At 68.1% G+C, this 14,060-nt stretch carries 16 protein-coding genes; 6 read left to right on the forward strand and 10 right to left on the reverse strand.

The genetic code is table 11. From position 1 onward, the window contains the following. The first annotated feature begins 72 nt into the window (after positions 1–72). Positions 73–942: a ParB/RepB/Spo0J family partition protein gene (locus tag ACQ66R_RS12915; RefSeq protein WP_430422548.1), complete on the forward strand. Its 870-nt coding sequence runs from the start codon at positions 73–75 to the stop codon at positions 940–942. Then, positions 939–1,442, forward strand: a complete 504-nt coding sequence (locus ACQ66R_RS12920) for a GNAT family N-acetyltransferase (protein WP_430422550.1) — start codon at positions 939–941, stop codon at positions 1,440–1,442. Before ACQ66R_RS12915 ends, ACQ66R_RS12920 begins: the two co-directional genes overlap by 4 nt. 64 nt (positions 1,443–1,506) lie before the next feature. Here ACQ66R_RS12920 and ACQ66R_RS12925 read toward each other — a convergent pair whose 3' ends face one another. The 5 genes from ACQ66R_RS12925 to ACQ66R_RS12945 form a co-directional block, all read right to left on the reverse strand. Beyond that, entirely contained in the window at positions 1,507–2,583 is a 1,077-nt protein-coding gene (locus ACQ66R_RS12925; RefSeq protein WP_430422552.1) for a hypothetical protein, read from the reverse strand. A 102-nt stretch (positions 2,584–2,685) separates the two neighbouring features. Continuing rightward, the gene (holA, locus tag ACQ66R_RS12930; RefSeq protein ID WP_430422554.1) at positions 2,686–3,738 is read right to left on the reverse strand and encodes a DNA polymerase III subunit delta; all 1,053 of its coding nucleotides are present in this window, start codon (positions 3,736–3,738) and stop codon (positions 2,686–2,688) included. After that, positions 3,739–4,245 (reverse strand): LPS assembly lipoprotein LptE, encoded by a 507-nt coding sequence (gene lptE, locus ACQ66R_RS12935; protein WP_430422556.1) that lies wholly within the window; start codon positions 4,243–4,245, stop codon positions 3,739–3,741. It lies immediately after the preceding gene. Further along, on the reverse strand, positions 4,242–6,848 hold the full coding sequence (leuS, locus tag ACQ66R_RS12940; RefSeq protein ID WP_430422558.1) for a leucine--tRNA ligase: 2,607 nt from the start codon (positions 6,846–6,848) through the stop codon (positions 4,242–4,244). The genes lptE and leuS overlap by 4 nt, the downstream gene beginning before the upstream one ends. Positions 6,849–7,014: 166 nt before the next feature. Beyond that, positions 7,015–7,491 carry a DUF3576 domain-containing protein gene (locus ACQ66R_RS12945; protein ID WP_430422560.1) on the reverse strand — a complete coding sequence of 159 codons (477 nt, stop codon included), beginning with the start codon at positions 7,489–7,491 and terminating at the stop codon, positions 7,015–7,017. A 272-nt stretch (positions 7,492–7,763) separates the two neighbouring features. Here ACQ66R_RS12945 and ACQ66R_RS12950 point away from each other — a divergent pair, with 272 nt between their 5' ends. Further along, the gene (locus tag ACQ66R_RS12950) at positions 7,764–8,150 is read left to right on the forward strand and encodes an NtrZ family periplasmic regulatory protein (protein ID WP_430422562.1); all 387 of its coding nucleotides are present in this window, start codon (positions 7,764–7,766) and stop codon (positions 8,148–8,150) included. Here the strand turns inward: ACQ66R_RS12950 and ACQ66R_RS12955 are convergent. Then, on the reverse strand, positions 8,140–8,667 hold the full coding sequence (locus ACQ66R_RS12955; protein ID WP_430422564.1) for a thiamine phosphate synthase: 528 nt from the start codon (positions 8,665–8,667) through the stop codon (positions 8,140–8,142). The genes ACQ66R_RS12950 and ACQ66R_RS12955 overlap by 11 nt on opposite strands. 79 nt (positions 8,668–8,746) lie before the next feature. Between ACQ66R_RS12955 and ACQ66R_RS12960 the strand changes: the two genes are divergently transcribed. Then, positions 8,747–9,409 (forward strand): YggS family pyridoxal phosphate-dependent enzyme, encoded by a 663-nt coding sequence (locus ACQ66R_RS12960; RefSeq protein WP_430422566.1) that lies wholly within the window; start codon positions 8,747–8,749, stop codon positions 9,407–9,409. A gap of 52 nt (positions 9,410–9,461) precedes the next feature. Here the strand turns inward: ACQ66R_RS12960 and ACQ66R_RS12965 are convergent, their stop codons facing one another. From ACQ66R_RS12965 to ACQ66R_RS12975, 3 genes are read right to left on the reverse strand one after another with little or no spacing between them, the layout of a single operon-like run. After that, on the reverse strand, positions 9,462–10,598 hold the full coding sequence (locus ACQ66R_RS12965) for a hypothetical protein (RefSeq protein WP_430422568.1): 1,137 nt from the start codon (positions 10,596–10,598) through the stop codon (positions 9,462–9,464). Between the two features lie 27 nt (positions 10,599–10,625). Then, on the reverse strand, positions 10,626–11,291 hold the full coding sequence (locus tag ACQ66R_RS12970; protein ID WP_430422570.1) for a helix-turn-helix transcriptional regulator: 666 nt from the start codon (positions 11,289–11,291) through the stop codon (positions 10,626–10,628). Further along, positions 11,288–11,797 (reverse strand): L,D-transpeptidase family protein, encoded by a 510-nt coding sequence (locus ACQ66R_RS12975; RefSeq protein WP_430422572.1) that lies wholly within the window; start codon positions 11,795–11,797, stop codon positions 11,288–11,290. The genes ACQ66R_RS12970 and ACQ66R_RS12975 overlap by 4 nt, the downstream gene beginning before the upstream one ends. Positions 11,798–11,865: 68 nt before the next feature. On the opposite strand from ACQ66R_RS12975, the gene ACQ66R_RS12980 reads away from it, so the two are divergent. Both ACQ66R_RS12980 and ACQ66R_RS12985 read left to right on the forward strand, forming a co-directional pair. Further along, entirely contained in the window at positions 11,866–12,549 is a 684-nt protein-coding gene (locus ACQ66R_RS12980) for a response regulator transcription factor (protein WP_430422574.1), read from the forward strand. After that, the gene (locus tag ACQ66R_RS12985; protein WP_430422576.1) at positions 12,546–13,019 is read left to right on the forward strand and encodes a hypothetical protein; all 474 of its coding nucleotides are present in this window, start codon (positions 12,546–12,548) and stop codon (positions 13,017–13,019) included. The genes ACQ66R_RS12980 and ACQ66R_RS12985 overlap by 4 nt, the downstream gene beginning before the upstream one ends. Here ACQ66R_RS12985 and xth read toward each other — a convergent pair. Then, positions 13,016–13,822: an exodeoxyribonuclease III gene (gene xth / locus ACQ66R_RS12990; RefSeq protein ID WP_430422578.1), complete on the reverse strand. Its 807-nt coding sequence runs from the start codon at positions 13,820–13,822 to the stop codon at positions 13,016–13,018. The genes ACQ66R_RS12985 and xth overlap by 4 nt on opposite strands. Positions 13,823–14,060 lie beyond the last annotated feature (238 nt).

Here is a 14,060-nt window from a genome sequence, read left to right on the forward strand (position 1 = left end):
TGAACAAAAGCGTGCGTCGGGCGCGGAGTCGCGTCCTGCTCCGGCGGCGCGCGGCCAGTTGGAATTGAACTGATGGCGGAGAATCGCAGAGGACTGGGGCGCGGTCTGTCGGCCCTGCTGGGCGAGGCCGAGGAAATCACCCATGCGGGCGATCCGGCGACAGGTGTCCGCGAGATCCCGATCGAGCTGATCCATGCCAACCCCGACCAGCCGCGCCGCAATTTCGCCGAAGCGGAGCTCGCCGAGCTGGCCGAGTCGATCCGCGACAAGGGCGTGCTCCAGCCCGTGCTGCTGCGCCCGTCCCGGCACGAGGGGCAGTACGAGATCGTGGCGGGCGAGCGCCGCTGGCGCGCCTCGCAACTGGCCGGGCTCAAGGCGCTGCCGGCGCTGGTGCGCGAACTTGAAGACGCCGAGGCGTTCGAGATCGCGATCATCGAGAACGTCCAGCGCGAGGACCTGAACGCCATCGAAGAGGCGCGTGCCTACGCTTCGCTGATGAGCGTGATGAAGATCACCCAGGACGAGGCAGCCAAGCGGGTCGGCAAGTCGCGCAGCCACGTCGCCAACACGATGCGCCTCACCCAGCTGCCCGAGAGCGTGCAGGAGCACCTGATCGCGGGCCGGCTGACCGCCGGTCACGCCCGCGCGCTGCTGTCGACCGACGACGCCGGCGCCCTGGCCGACCGCGTCGTGTCCGAGGGCCTGTCGGTGCGTGAGACGGAAGCTCTGGCCCGCGACAATCCCGGCAAGCCATCGAAGAAGGCGCCCGGTCCGCGCAAACCGCCCAAGGACGCCGACACCGCCGCCCTCGAAGGCGATCTGGAAGAGGCGCTGGGCATGAGCGTCGAGGTCGTCGACCGCGGCGGCGTCGGCGAGGTGAAGATCAAGTACGCCACACTGGAACAGCTGGACGAGATCTGCCGGCGCCTGACCCGTCTGTGATCGTCGCCCAGGGTGAGCGAGTCGCGCTTCGCCGCATCGAGGCCAGCGATCTGCCGCAGTGCGCACCTCACATCTATACGCTGTCGATCCAGGAGCCGTTGACCGACCTGACGCGGGTGGAGGCGGTCTTCGCTGAAACCGGGTTCTGGACGGAGGACGCCGGCGCGGTTGGCATAGCGGTGGACGTCCGGCTTGTTGGCACCCTGCAGTTCTACCGGGGCGGACCAGGCTTCCACGGCTACGAGATTGGCTACCTGATCCACACCGAGGCCGATCGCGGACGCGGCTATGCGTCAGAAGCCCTCCGGCTGTTCGGCGACCTGATCCTCCGTGAGCGGCCGACGTGCCATCGCCTGCAGCTGATCATCGAGACCTGGAACAACGCCTCGGCCCGCCTGGCCGAGGCCTGTGGCTACGTCCGGGAGGGCGTCATGCGCCGCGCCGGCTACAGCGCCGAGCTGCCCGAGGACTGCTGGCTTTATAGCCGAATCCGACCTTAATTCTACATACGTGGATGAGCGACCCTGATCCGTGGACGGGGTCGACTCGAGTCCGGATCGGAGCCTAGCTGCCCTCTTCCTCTTCCTCGCCGCCCTGCGCCGCGCGCTGGTCGATGTTGGTGGGCGCTGTCTTCACGCCCGAGCGCTCCTCCTCGCGAGCCCCGGAGAGGATGTTGGCCAGCCCGTAGTTGCCTTCGTGGCAGGCGTATTCGTACAGCTGGCCGCTGATCCGGCTGAACTCGTATTCGCCGCCCCAGGGCTGGGAGAAGACCGTCGGATCCTCGACCCAGAAGCCATAGTGCATGCGCTCCGGCCCTACCCGGGTGAACCGTTCGGTGACCTTGAGGTGTTCCGAGGCGCCGCGGAAGACCTGCTGCGGGTGATACCCCGTCGTCTCGACCACCAGCGTGTCGCCGTCCCACCAGCCGATCGAGTCGCCCAGCCACGGCCGCACGCCGTCGGTCCGGTGCTGCGCGTTGAGCCGGACGATGCGGGCGTCGTGGACCATCTCGACCACGATCGCCACGTGGTCGGCCGTCTGAACGAACTGATAGGTGTTGTTGTAGAGGCCCGGGATCATGACCGGCCCTGACGAGTTGCCGAACGAGAGCAGGCAGCGTTCGCCGGGCGAGCGGCTCTCGGGGTTGTCGTTGATTTCCAAACCTGGCGGCAGGCGTCGCCCGAAGGGGCTGACCTGAATGTCCTTGCGCATCGGCACGCGGCCATCGAGCGTGGAGGTTATGTACCCGCTGCGGGGTTGGCCCGCGACGCGCATCACCGTCGAGCCGGGATCTGTCCAGGCGGCGTTGTAGTTGCAGTCGACGCCGCGGCCGCCGGAACAGTCGGCCGGCAGATCGGTGACCTTGGCGTTGGGATCGGTGGGTTTGTCGCCCAGTTCGATCAGCTTCCTGTTACGGCCTTCGATCCTGGCGACATCGGCCTCGGTCAGCACCAGGTCCTTGCCGAAGCGGGGGTTGCGCTCCAGCCGGGTCATCGAGCTGTTGGTCCAGACGCCCTCAAGGCTGGCGCGGCCGTCGCCAGCGCGCGGCGCCTTGTAGGACGTGACCGGGCGTGGGGCCTGATCGGCAGCAAGCGCCGGCGACCCGACCAGCGCCGCAGCCGCTAGGATAGCCCTGAGCATACAACGCCTCCCACCACTTCGCGTCTGCGCGCGAATTCAAAGCTAGGGTATGGAGCGTAGCGTAAAGCGTCAGGCTGTCACCCCTACCGCCAACGGCGCGGGCTAAAGCCCCAACCGCCTCGCGCGGCCCGCGATGGTCAGCGCCAGCCGCTCCGCGATCAGGCGATCCGGCGACCCCGCGGTCTTGCAGGCGCGGTCGGCGTCGAGCACCTGGGGCTGGATGCGGTCGAGCTCCTCCAGGCTCCAGCTGCGGATCTGGCGCAGGAACTCGCGCTCCTGTTTCCAGAAGACGCCCGACGCCTTGGCCGCTTCCTGCGGTCCGGCGCCGGCCTTGATGAGGGTCAGCGTACGGCGGAGCTTGCCCAGGTGCATGCCGATGGCGCGCACGGCGGCGGGTCCGCTTTCGCCCTCCTGGGCCGCGCGCCGCAACCCGGCCTGGGCCTCGCCCAGCTTGCCCCCGAAAGCGTCGGAGGCCGCGTCGAACAGCGAAGACTCAGGCTCGACGCCCAGGAAGGGCTCCAGGTCGGCCGGCGTGGCGGTCGCGCCGCTGCCCGGGCCCAGGTAGAGCGCCAGCCGCTCGATCTCCTGGCGCGCGACACCGCGCTCCTTGGGCAGGCGCTGGACGAACACCTGCAGGGCGTCGGCGTTCAGCGAGACGCCGTCCCTCGCCAGCAGGTCGCGCACCAGCCGCGCCACGTCGCCGGGTTCGTCCTCGTAGCAGGCGATGGCGGCGGCGGCGTTGGCCTTCTCGGCCACTTTCCGCATGGCCGACTCGCGGCCCAGGTTGCCGGCCTCGATGAGGAAGAAAGCGTCCGGGTTGAGCTCGCCCTTGGCGTGGCGATCCAGCGCCTCGGCGGCCAGCTTGTCGGCCGCGGGCTTCTCGGCGGTCATCCGCAGCCGGACCAAGCGACGGCCGCCCACCAGGGACTGGGCCGCGAGCTCGCCCTCAAGGCGTCCCCCATCGTCGGCCAGGTCCTGTTCGGTCAGCAGGGCCACGTCGAAGGGATCGTCGGGATTGGCGACGATCTTGGCGGCGAGCTGGTGGCCGCGGTCACGCACCACCCCGATGTCGCGGCCATAGATCAGCACGGCGCGGATCGCGGGATCAGGCCGGCCCAGGAAGCGCTCGATGTCGGGGCGCTTGCTGAGGATCATCTAACGCTGGGCGACCTTGGCCCCGTTCGCGAGCCAGACGGCGAGCTCCAGCTCGATGCGGCGGGCCGCCTCGTCGGCGGCGCGATCCTGAGCGTCCTGCTGGGCAGAGATCGAAGCGTAGGGCTGGTCGGCGCTGTCGTAGGTGAGCTCGACCCGCACCGAGCCCCGCTTGGCCAGCGCGCCCGACGGCAGGGACTTCAGGATGTAGTTGGCGGTCAGAACGTACTCGTAGCGGGTCGCCACGTTGTCGATCCGAACACCACGGGGATAGCGCGCCTCGCCCAGCTGCAGGTCCATGGCGTAGGCCGGCGCTACCGCGTGGTCCTTGGCGAAGGCGTCGTCCAGGTGCTGGCGGATCAGGTAGCCGGTGCGTCCCGACGGCGCGTTCACCTGGATCGAGGCCAGGTTCTTCACGACCTCGGGCTGGGCATAGAGGGGCTGGAAGCCCGTGCAGCCGCCGAGGGCCAGGGCGGTCGCTGCCGCCGCGAGGATCACCAGACGCTTCATGCGGCCACGATATTCACGATCCGGTCCTTGACCACAATGATCTTGCGGATCGTCAGGCCTTCCAGTTTCGCGGCGATCTCGGGATCGGCCATCACCAGCTTCTCCACGTCGGCCGGTTCGGCGCCTGCTGGGGCAGAGATCTCGCCGCGACGCTTGCCATTGACCTGAACGGGCAGGACCTTGGTCGCATCCTCGGTCAGGGCGGGATCGAAGTCGGGCCAGGGCGCCGCCACGCACATGCCTTCGCCGCCGATCCGCGCCCAGCACTCCTCGGCCAGGTGGGGCGTGAAGGGGGCGACCAGCCGCGCGAACGCCGACAGCGCTTCCTGACGGGCGGCCAGGATCGCCGGGCCGGCGTCCTTGGCCGGGTTGGCCTTCAGCAGGTTCAGGAACTCGTACAGCCGCGCGATACCCGAGTTGAACCGGAAGCCGTCGATGGCCTCGGTCACCTGCTTGATCAGCTTGTGGGTGGCGCGCCGCAGTTCGGCGTCGGGCTCGGCCGCGCTCGCCGTCTCGGGCTGGCTGTCGAACTCGTCCCAGACACGGTTCACGAACCGCCACGAACCTTGCACGCCGCCGGTCGTCCACTGCACGTCGCGCTCGGCCGGGCTGTCGCTCAGCACGAACAGGCGGGCGGCGTCGACACCGTAGACGTCGAAGATCTCCTCGGGGGCCACGGTGTTCTTCCTGGACTTCGACATCTTCTCGATGTCGCCGATCACCAGAGGTTCGCCGCTGCCGCTCAGCGTCGCGCGGCGGGTGCTCCCCTCGGCGACGATCTCCACGTCCTTGGGCTCGACCCATTCGCCGCTCTGCCGGCGATAGGTCTCGTGCGTGACCATACCCTGCGTGAACAGGCCCGCGAACGGCTCGCGCACGCTCAGCTGGCCGGTGTCGGCCAAGGCCTTGGTGATGAAGCGGGCGTACAGCAGATGCAGCACCGCATGCTCGATGCCGCCGATGTACTGGTCGACCGGCAGCCAGTAGTCGGCGTCGGCCTTGTCGATCGGCTCGGCCGCCCACGGATTGGCGAAGCGGGCGAAGTACCAGCTGGAGTCCACGAAGGTGTCCAGCGTGTCGGTCTCGCGCGTCGCCGGGCCGCCGCACGTCGGACAGGTGGTGTGCTTCCAGGTCGGGTGGCGCTCCAGCGCGTTACCCGATTTGCCGAACTCGATGTCGGCGGGGTGAGCGACCGGCAGGGCGGACTTGGGCAACGGCACGACGCCGTCCGTCGGGCAGTGGACCACCGGGATGGGGCAGCCCCAAGCGCGCTGGCGCGAGACGCCCCAGTCGCGCAGGCGGAACACGGTCGCGCCCTCGCCATCACCCTGGCCCTCGATCTTCTCGATCGCTGCGGCCTTCGCCGCCTCGATATCCAGGCCGTCCAGGAACTGCGAATTGTAGATGACGCCAGGACCGGTGTAGGCCTCGTCGCCCACCTCAAAGGTCGCCTGATCGGCCCCGGGCGGCAGAACCACTGGCTTCACTGGCAGATCGTACTTGCGGCAGAAGTCGAGATCGCGCTGGTCGTGGGCGGGGCAGGCGAATATCGCGCCCGTGCCGTATTCCATCAGGACGAAGTTCGCGATCCAGACCGGCAGCTCCCAGCTGGGATCGAACGGGTGCTTCACCCGCAGGCCGGTGTCGTACCCCTTCTTCTCCGCCGTCTCGATCTCCGCCTCGGTCGCAGCGCCGCGGCGGCACTCTTCGATAAAGGCGGCCGCGGCCGGATCCTTGGCGGCGACGGCCTGGGCCAGCGGGTGGTCCGCCGCCACGCCCACGAAGCTCGCGCCATACAGAGTGTCTGGGCGCGTCGTGTAGACTTCCAGGCCCTCGGAGAAACCGGCGGGCCCGCCCGCCCGGGCGTCCTCGACCTCTTCACCCGCCCGCGTATTGGCGAAATGGAACCGGAACTTCAGCCCCTTGGAGCGGCCGATCCAGTTCTCCTGCATCACGCGGACCTTGTCGGGCCAACGGTCCAGGGTGGCCAGGTCGTCAGTCAGCTGGTCGGCATAGTCGGTGATGCGCATCGACCACTGGTTCAGCTTGCGCTTCTCGACCAGGGCGCCCGAGCGCCAGCCGCGGCCGTCCACCACCTGCTCATTCGCCAGGACGGTCTGGTCGACCGGGTCCCAGTTGACGGTGCTTTCCTTGCGGTAGATCAGCCCGCGCTCGAACAGGTCCAGGAACCAGGCCTGCTGCTTGCCGTAGTACTCGACGTCGCAGGTGGCGAACTCTCTGGACCAGTCGATCGACAGGCCCAGCTGCTTCAGCTCGTCCCGCATGCGGGCGATGTTCTCGTAGGTCCACGCCTTGGGATCGACCCCGCGCTCCATGGCGGCGTTCTCGGCGGGCAGGCCGAACGCGTCCCAGCCCATCGGATGCAGGACGGAAAAGCCGCGGGCGCGCTTGTAGCGGGCGATGACGTCGCCCATCGAGTAGTTGCGCACGTGGCCCATGTGCAGGCGTCCCGACGGGTACGGGAACATCTCCAGCACGTAGTATTTGGGCTTCGACCGGTCGGCGACGGCGCGGAACGCCTCGGCGTCAGTCCACGCCTTGCGCCACTTGGGTTCGGTCTCTTTGGGATTGTAGCGGGCCATAATTGGGGGCCTTTGACGGGGGATTGAGTTCCGGTCAACGGCCCCGAGACTTTCTCGGCCTCCCGGCCGAGGAAGTCTCAGCCCTTTTGAGGAGGGATTCTGACATCGCGGTAGCGATGTCAGGGGGCAATCACGGCGCGTCGACAGTCGAAGTCGAGAGCTGAAATCAGCCCTTGATGTTCGAAAGTCGAAGCTGGCGCGCGCGGGTCAGGATCGAGTTCTCGATATCGGTCTCGGTCTGGCCGGCGGTGGGCGCATCCACCCAGTTCCCGGAGCCGTCGCGGTTCTGCTTGAAGACGGCCACGTTCAGGCCGTCAGCGCGCAGGCGCGAATCCAGGATGTAGACGGTGCACTTGAAGCGCTCGTCGGGCTTTTCCGGATTGGTGTACCAGTCGGTGACGATGACGCCGCCGTAGGGGTCGGCCGACTGCAGCGGCATGAACGACAGGGTGTCCAGCGTCGCACGCCACAGGTAGCCGTTGACGCCGATGGCCGCGGCGTTGTCGCCCGAGGCCCGCACCTTGGCGTTGTCTCCGCCGCCCAGAGGGTTGGGGATGCTCCCACAGGCCGACAGGCCCATGACGCTGACCGCCGTGGCCGCGAGGATCAGGCCACGCATCCGGTTACCGCGCAAAAACGGCATCTACACCCTCTCAAATCGTTATCCGCGACACGAGCACGCGCCACGGCGCCGCCCCGCGCCGGTTGCCTCTATAACAACGCCGTGTTGGTCGCCAAACAGGAATCGCGTGGCCGGCGGGTCACACCCGTCACGCAACTTGTCACAACGTGAACCCGTATCCCTAGAGTCCCGTTGACCCGGGAGGTTTGCGGGCCTTAATCGGCTGGCAATCGCGATCACGTTTACTCACGCTTGGTCGCAATTGGTGACCGTTGGGGCCATATAGGGCTGAGATGTCCACTCGTCGCATCAGCGTCGCTCTCCTGGTGACCGCGCTTTTCAGCGCGGCGGCCGGCAGCGCCTGGGCGGCTGACAAGCCCGCGAAGCCCGTCGACTTCACTGTTCGCTCCGAGCCTGCCGCCGCCGCGCCCAACTCGGGCCGGTCGGTGAAATTGGACGCGAGCCGGGGCCGCTTCGGCCTCACCCTCGACGTCCAGCAGCCCGACAGCCGCGCCGTCATGCCGAATGACGTCTCGGCGGGCGCCTACTTCCGGATCACGCCGTCTGTTCGGGTCGGCGGGGCCGTCTCTCTGGGCGAGCAGGACCTGACCCTTCAGCGCAACGCCGCGCGCCCGGCCGACCAGCCGAAGGTGCGGCTCGAGACCCGCTTCAAGTTCTAAGGCCGTCCACGGCCGCCAGACCGATCAGGCCCGCGTCGATGAGACGGCGGGCTTTTTTGTTGTCCACGCCTCCCAGCGCATAGGCAGGCCGTCCCGCCGCGCGGACCAGCGCGGCCAGGCGCACCGGACCCAGCGCCCTGGACCCGGCGGCTGAGGTGCTTCTCGACGGAAACACCACGGAGATCACGACGGCGTCCGCTTCGCCCCGCCGCGCCGCGGCGAAAGAGTGGGCTGCGCTGGTGACGATCCAGCCAGGACGGATTTGCTTTAGGCGCCTCGCCTGGTAGGCGTGGCGTTCGGGCAGGTGCACGCCGTGTGCGCCGATCCTCGCGGCCAGGGTGGCGTCGGCGCCGATCAGCAGCTGCAACTTCCGCAGGCCCGCGATGGCCAGCAGGCGTCTGGCCCGGGCCTCCGCGTCGGGCGCCCCGAAGTGGCGATAGACGATGGCCGATCCCGCTGGCAGCCTCGCGGCGATCGCTTCTGGATCGGGCGTCCGGACCGGGTCGGTGAAGAACAACAGCGCCGGCAGGGCCTTCCGCAGGCGCCGCCGCGCCGGTAAGAGCCGGGCTGTCCGTTCCAGGGTCCAGAAAGCCGAGATGTCCGCCGCTCCCACCGCCGAAGGTTATCTCGACGTCGTGGCCCGGATCGCCCGCGCCGCGCAAGCCGCCGGTCGGGATCCGGCCCATGTGACCCTGGTTGCGGTCTCGAAGACCCAGCCCTGGGCGGCGATCGAGCCCGTGCTGGCCGCGGGTCAGCGGGTGTTCGGCGAGAACCGAGTGCAGGAGGCGATGGCGCGCTGGGAGGGCAAGGCTGACGCCCTCGAACTGCACCTGATCGGGCCATTGCAGAGCAACAAGTCTCGCGAGGCGGTGGCCTTCTTCGACGTCATCGAGACCCTGGATCGCGAGAAGCTGGCCCGCAGCCTGGCCGATGAGGTGCAGAAGCAGGGCCGGACGCCCCGCCTCTACGTCCAGGTGAACACCGGCGAAGAGGAACAGAAGGCCGGAATCCTGCCCGCCGACGCCGACGCCTTTATCGCGGCGGCCCGCTCGACGTACGGCCTGACCCTGGAGGGCCTGATGTGCATCCCGCCCGCCGACGAGCCGCCGGGTCCGCATTTCGCCCTGCTGCGGAAGATCGCCGAGCGCAACGGGCTTTCGAAGCTCTCGATGGGCATGAGCGGCGACTTCGAGACCGCCATCCGCTTCGGCGCCACCAGCGTGCGGGTGGGCTCTGCTGTGTTCGGGGCGCGCCACTGAGGCGTCCGGCCCACATGCGCCTGGCGCGATCTCACGGCGGTCGAGAGCTTGATCAGGCTGCGGGCCTGACCCACAGTCGATCGACGGGCTTGCCCAACACCTTTGCGGCGGCGGGGTGCAGGCGCGCGGGTGAGAGCTTGCCGGTCTTGGCCGCCTCGCCCAGCCAGCGCTCCAGATTGCCGCCGGTCTTGTCGTAGCCCTCGGCCTTGAGGGTTTCGTACAGCCCGGCCGCCAGAACGTGCATCCCACCGTCCGCCAGAAACCAGCGCTTGCTGGCCGGCTGCGCCACGCCCAGGCGTTCCGAGACGATCTGGTCCAAGGCCTGGCAGATGTCCTCGTTCAGGAGCCCCTCCAGCGAGTTGTAGCCGAACGACTTGTCGTGCTCGGCGACGATGCGCGCGAAGAGCTCATCGCGGCCCAGCACGTTCAGGACCGCCTTCGCCACGCGACCGTCCATGGGGATCGGCGGGTGCAGCACCTCGTGGGCGGCGATGCTGACGACGTTGCCGTCCGGATAGTCCACGTGGCTGAGGAAGCGCTGTCCCTGGACCCGAACGCCGTGGGGCTTCGAGAACCACATCAGGACGATGTCGATGGTGCGCGACATCAGCGGCCGGCCTAGCAGGCGTTCCTGTTCGGCGACCACGTCGTATCGGGCGAGGTAGGTGGTCAGGGTCGCGATCCGAGGCTCCAGCCGGCCCGCCAGCAGTTTCTGGCGGAAGGCCACAAAGCCCCCGTCGCGCAGACCGCCCAGCACCACGCGCAGGTCCGATCGTTCCGCCATGAACGTGTCCCAGGATTCCTGATCCCAGTGTTCCGACCCCTTGTACGGCGCCTTCAGCCTGGCGTCGGCCTGGTCTATGGCGTCGATCAGTTCGTCGAGGGTATCGATCTTCGCGCCGGAAACGATTGTCGAGAGCGCCGGCCACAACAGGTTGCCACGCGCCTCCGAGTTCGACTGCAGCCGATCGAGCGCCGCCTGGGCGGGCGCTGGGAACACCGGCCGGAACTCGGCCAGCTCCTTGGCGTAGAAGCGGGCGTACAAAACCTTGCCCGAGAGCGGGCCCAGGAAGCCAATGGCGTCGAAACCCTCTGAACCCGTGACGTTCCAGCGGGTGCGGACGGCGGCGAGCGCGGGCGGCGGGGCAGCAACGGCTAGAGAGGCGAGGAGGAGCTGGCGTCGGTTCATGAGAAATCAGATGGGCCAACCTCGCCGTCAGGTCTTGAACGGAATTGACCTCAGGGATCCTGGCGCGCGGCCGGTGAGGGCACGCACGCTGCGCGTCATGTGCGCCTGATCGGCGAAGCCGTGCGCGGCGGCCACCTCGGCCAGGGAAGCCGGTCCAGCGATGTCGCCCACGGCGGCGCGGGTGCGCGCTTCCAGGCGATAGCGTTGGGGCGTGACTCCGAAGACCTTGCCGAAGCCGCGGGAGAGGTGCTCGGGCGAGATTCTGAAGGCGAGGGCCCAGTCGGCGAGCGGCGTCGCGTCACCCTGCGCCAGGGCCGCGGCCAGCAAATCGGGCCAGTCGGCGCGCCCGGGGGCGAGGGGCTGGAAGCTCTGGGCCAGGAGGTGTGTCGCCTCGTCGGCGTCGCGCGATGCGGCGCGAATGAGGCCGTCCACGTCCTCGATCCGCCCGAAGGCCGAAAGCGTGCAGGCAGGCAGCCTCAGGTTGAGAACCTGGGCGCCCCTGAACGGGGTGCGATTGAGGTGGGCCTCCCAGGCCTGGTGCACGACCACATCGCCCGGGACGACTTGCCGCCGGCCCGCGTCCCCCGCCTCCTCGTAGGCGCCGGCGATCACCACTGCGGCGTAGCCCTCAGCGTGACGGTGGCGGTGCAGCCGTCCGGGCTCTACGGTCTGGCGGGCCGGCGGATGGGTCACGGGACCGGTCGGATCTCCACCGCGTCGCCGGGGCGGACGCGGTCGAGCAGTTCTTCTAGGTCGGCCCGCGCGATGGCGACGCAGCCCTCGGTCGGCGGGAAGCCGGGGCGGCAGATGTGCAGGAAGATGGCTGAGCCCATGCCCGGAACCGGTGGATCGTCATTGTGACCCAGGACGACCACGATGTCGTAGACCCCATCCTCGCGCCACAGCCGCTCATGGCTGGCGGGGTAGGGCAGCGTGACGTGGGTGTTGTAGGCTGGGTCGGCCGGGTCGTCGCACCAGCCGTCCTCCGGCGTCATGGCGTGGACGCGGACCTCGCAGGCCGGCGGCGGGCCGCGATCGGGCCGGTACCAGACCTCGCGGATCGGCCAGACGCCGGCGGGCGAGGCGCCGTCGCCTTCACGCTTCGCCGACGCCGGGATTACGCCCGCGGGCCCGAGCGCGCAGCGGACGCGGCGCTCGCCGATATCCAGCCAGCCGTCCGACGTCGCCAGGTAGTTCACGTTCCAACGAACCGCATTTTGGCGAAACCTTTTGCCGCGAACCCAACAGATGGTGTTTGTTGCCGCTTATGGCTCAACGCAAGACCCTCCTCATCGTCGACGACGACCAGGACCTTCGCGGCGCGATCGCCGAGCAACTGCAGGCCGAGAACTTCGACACGGTGGAGGCCGAGACCGCCGGCGAGGGCGTACGCATGGCGCGCGAGGCCAAGCCCGACCTGATCCTGCTGGACGTCGACCTGCCCGACATGGACGGCCGCGAGGCCTGCAAGCGCATGCGCCAGGACGGCGTGGCGACCCCGGTGATCATGCTGACGGCGGCCGACACCGACGCCGACGAGATCAAGGGCTTCGACAGCGGCGCAAACGACTACGTGACCAAGCCCTACAAGTTCGCCGTGCTGCTGGCCCGCATCCGCGCCCTGCTGCGCGACTACGAACACTCCGAAGGCGCCGTCTTCCGCCTGGGCGCCTATGAGTTCCGGCCCGCCGCCAAGCTGCTGGTGGACGAGAAGGCCAAGAAGATCCGTCTCACCGAGAAAGAGACCAACATCCTGAAGTACCTCTACCGCGCCGGCGAGAAGGCCGTGTCGCGCGAGGAGCTGCTGGCCGAGGTCTGGGGCTACAACGCCGGCGTCACCACCCACACGCTCGAGACCCACGTCTACCGCCTGCGCCAGAAGATCGAGCCGGACCCGGCGAATGCCCGCCTGCTGCTGACCGAGGCGGGCGGGTACAGGCTGGCGCCTTGAGCTTGCGACACACCTCCACCGTCCTGCGTGCCGAACCCGAGATCGCTGCTCGTGTTGGATACTTCTTTGCGGAGTTTGCCGCGCTAGAATGGGAGATGGATGCTGCCTTCGGCGCGGTGCTAGCCATCCACGAGCCTGTGAAGGACCTCTTCTTCCGCGACCGGGATGGAGCCACGCAGAAGGTCAACGTCATCCGAAGGGTCGTTGAGGAGCTCGCTCCAGCCTCTGAAGTTGCGCTCACCCTGAAGTCTCAGAAGGCGGAACTCGAGGCTGTCGTAACTTTCCGAAACTCGCTAGCCCACGGAATCTACGGAGCCTTTGGGCGCGATCTGCGGCTGACGACGCCTGATCATAAGCGTCAGTACCCACTGACCGTTCAGGAGATGGACAAGTGGCTCGACCGGCTGGAGGCGGTGGCTGACGAGTTCAATTTCGCGCGCAAGCGAGAGTGGGCGAAGCGGGGCTCCTAGAGAATCAGGTCGGCGCTGACCGGCGCGTGGTCGCTCGGCCGTTCCCAGCCTCGTACATCCTCATATACGCGGCTCATCGGCGCGCCGAGGCGCCAGGCCGCCTCCCGAAGGCCGGGAGACACCAGAATGTGATCCAGCCGCAGGCCGCGATTCGACTGGCGAAAGTCCTTGGCGCGGTAGCTCCACCACGAGGCGATCTTGGTGGGCTCGGGAGCCGTAGCCCGGGTCAGGTCGATCAGGCCGATGGAGGCTTCCATCGCCCGGAACGCCTCGACCTCGGCGGGTGTGTGGCTGACCACTTTCGACATGTACCTGTGGTTCCAGACGTCGAACTCGCCGGGCGCCACGTTCAGGTCGCCCACGATCGCTAGAGGCGCTTTCGGGTCGCGCGTCTTCAGTCCGGACGTCAGCTTCTCGTAGAAATCGAGCTTGTGGTCGAACTTGGGGTTGGTCTCACGGTCGGGGATGTCGCCGCCGGCCGGGATGTAGAAGTTGTGGATGTCGACGCCGGCCACCTTCGCCGCCACGCAGCGGGCGTGGCCCTCGCGGCAGGCGTCCAGGGGCTGGGCGTCCTCGATCGGCAGGCGGGAGGCGATCGCCACGCCGTGCCAGCCCTTTTGCCCCGCGATCCGGATGTGGGGGAGGCCCATCTCCTTGAACGCGTTCACCGGAAACTCATGCTCGCGGCACTTGATCTCCTGGAGGCACAGGACGTCAGGCGCCTGTTCCGCCACGAAGCGGGCGGCTTGTTCGGCGCGCAGACGGACGGAGTTGACGTTCCAGGTGCAGATTCGAAGGCGCATCGCCGGTCTTTAGACGAAAGAAGGTTCGGGCGCTCTGCTGCGCCCGGCCAGACACCAAACGAAAGAAGGCCCGGGCGCTTGGCGTGCGCCCGGGCCGTAAGAGTTGTCTCTCATGCCGCCGCCGGGAGGGGATAGGTTCCGGCACGGACTCGTCGACATAACCGGTATACCGACGACTAGTGGCAATATCGCAACACTAAGACGGTTTGTCAAAGGAAATTCGCAAAGACTATTGCGT

Source organism: Phenylobacterium sp. (assembly GCF_965284355.1).
Classification (GTDB): Bacteria; Pseudomonadota; Alphaproteobacteria; order Caulobacterales; family Caulobacteraceae; genus Phenylobacterium.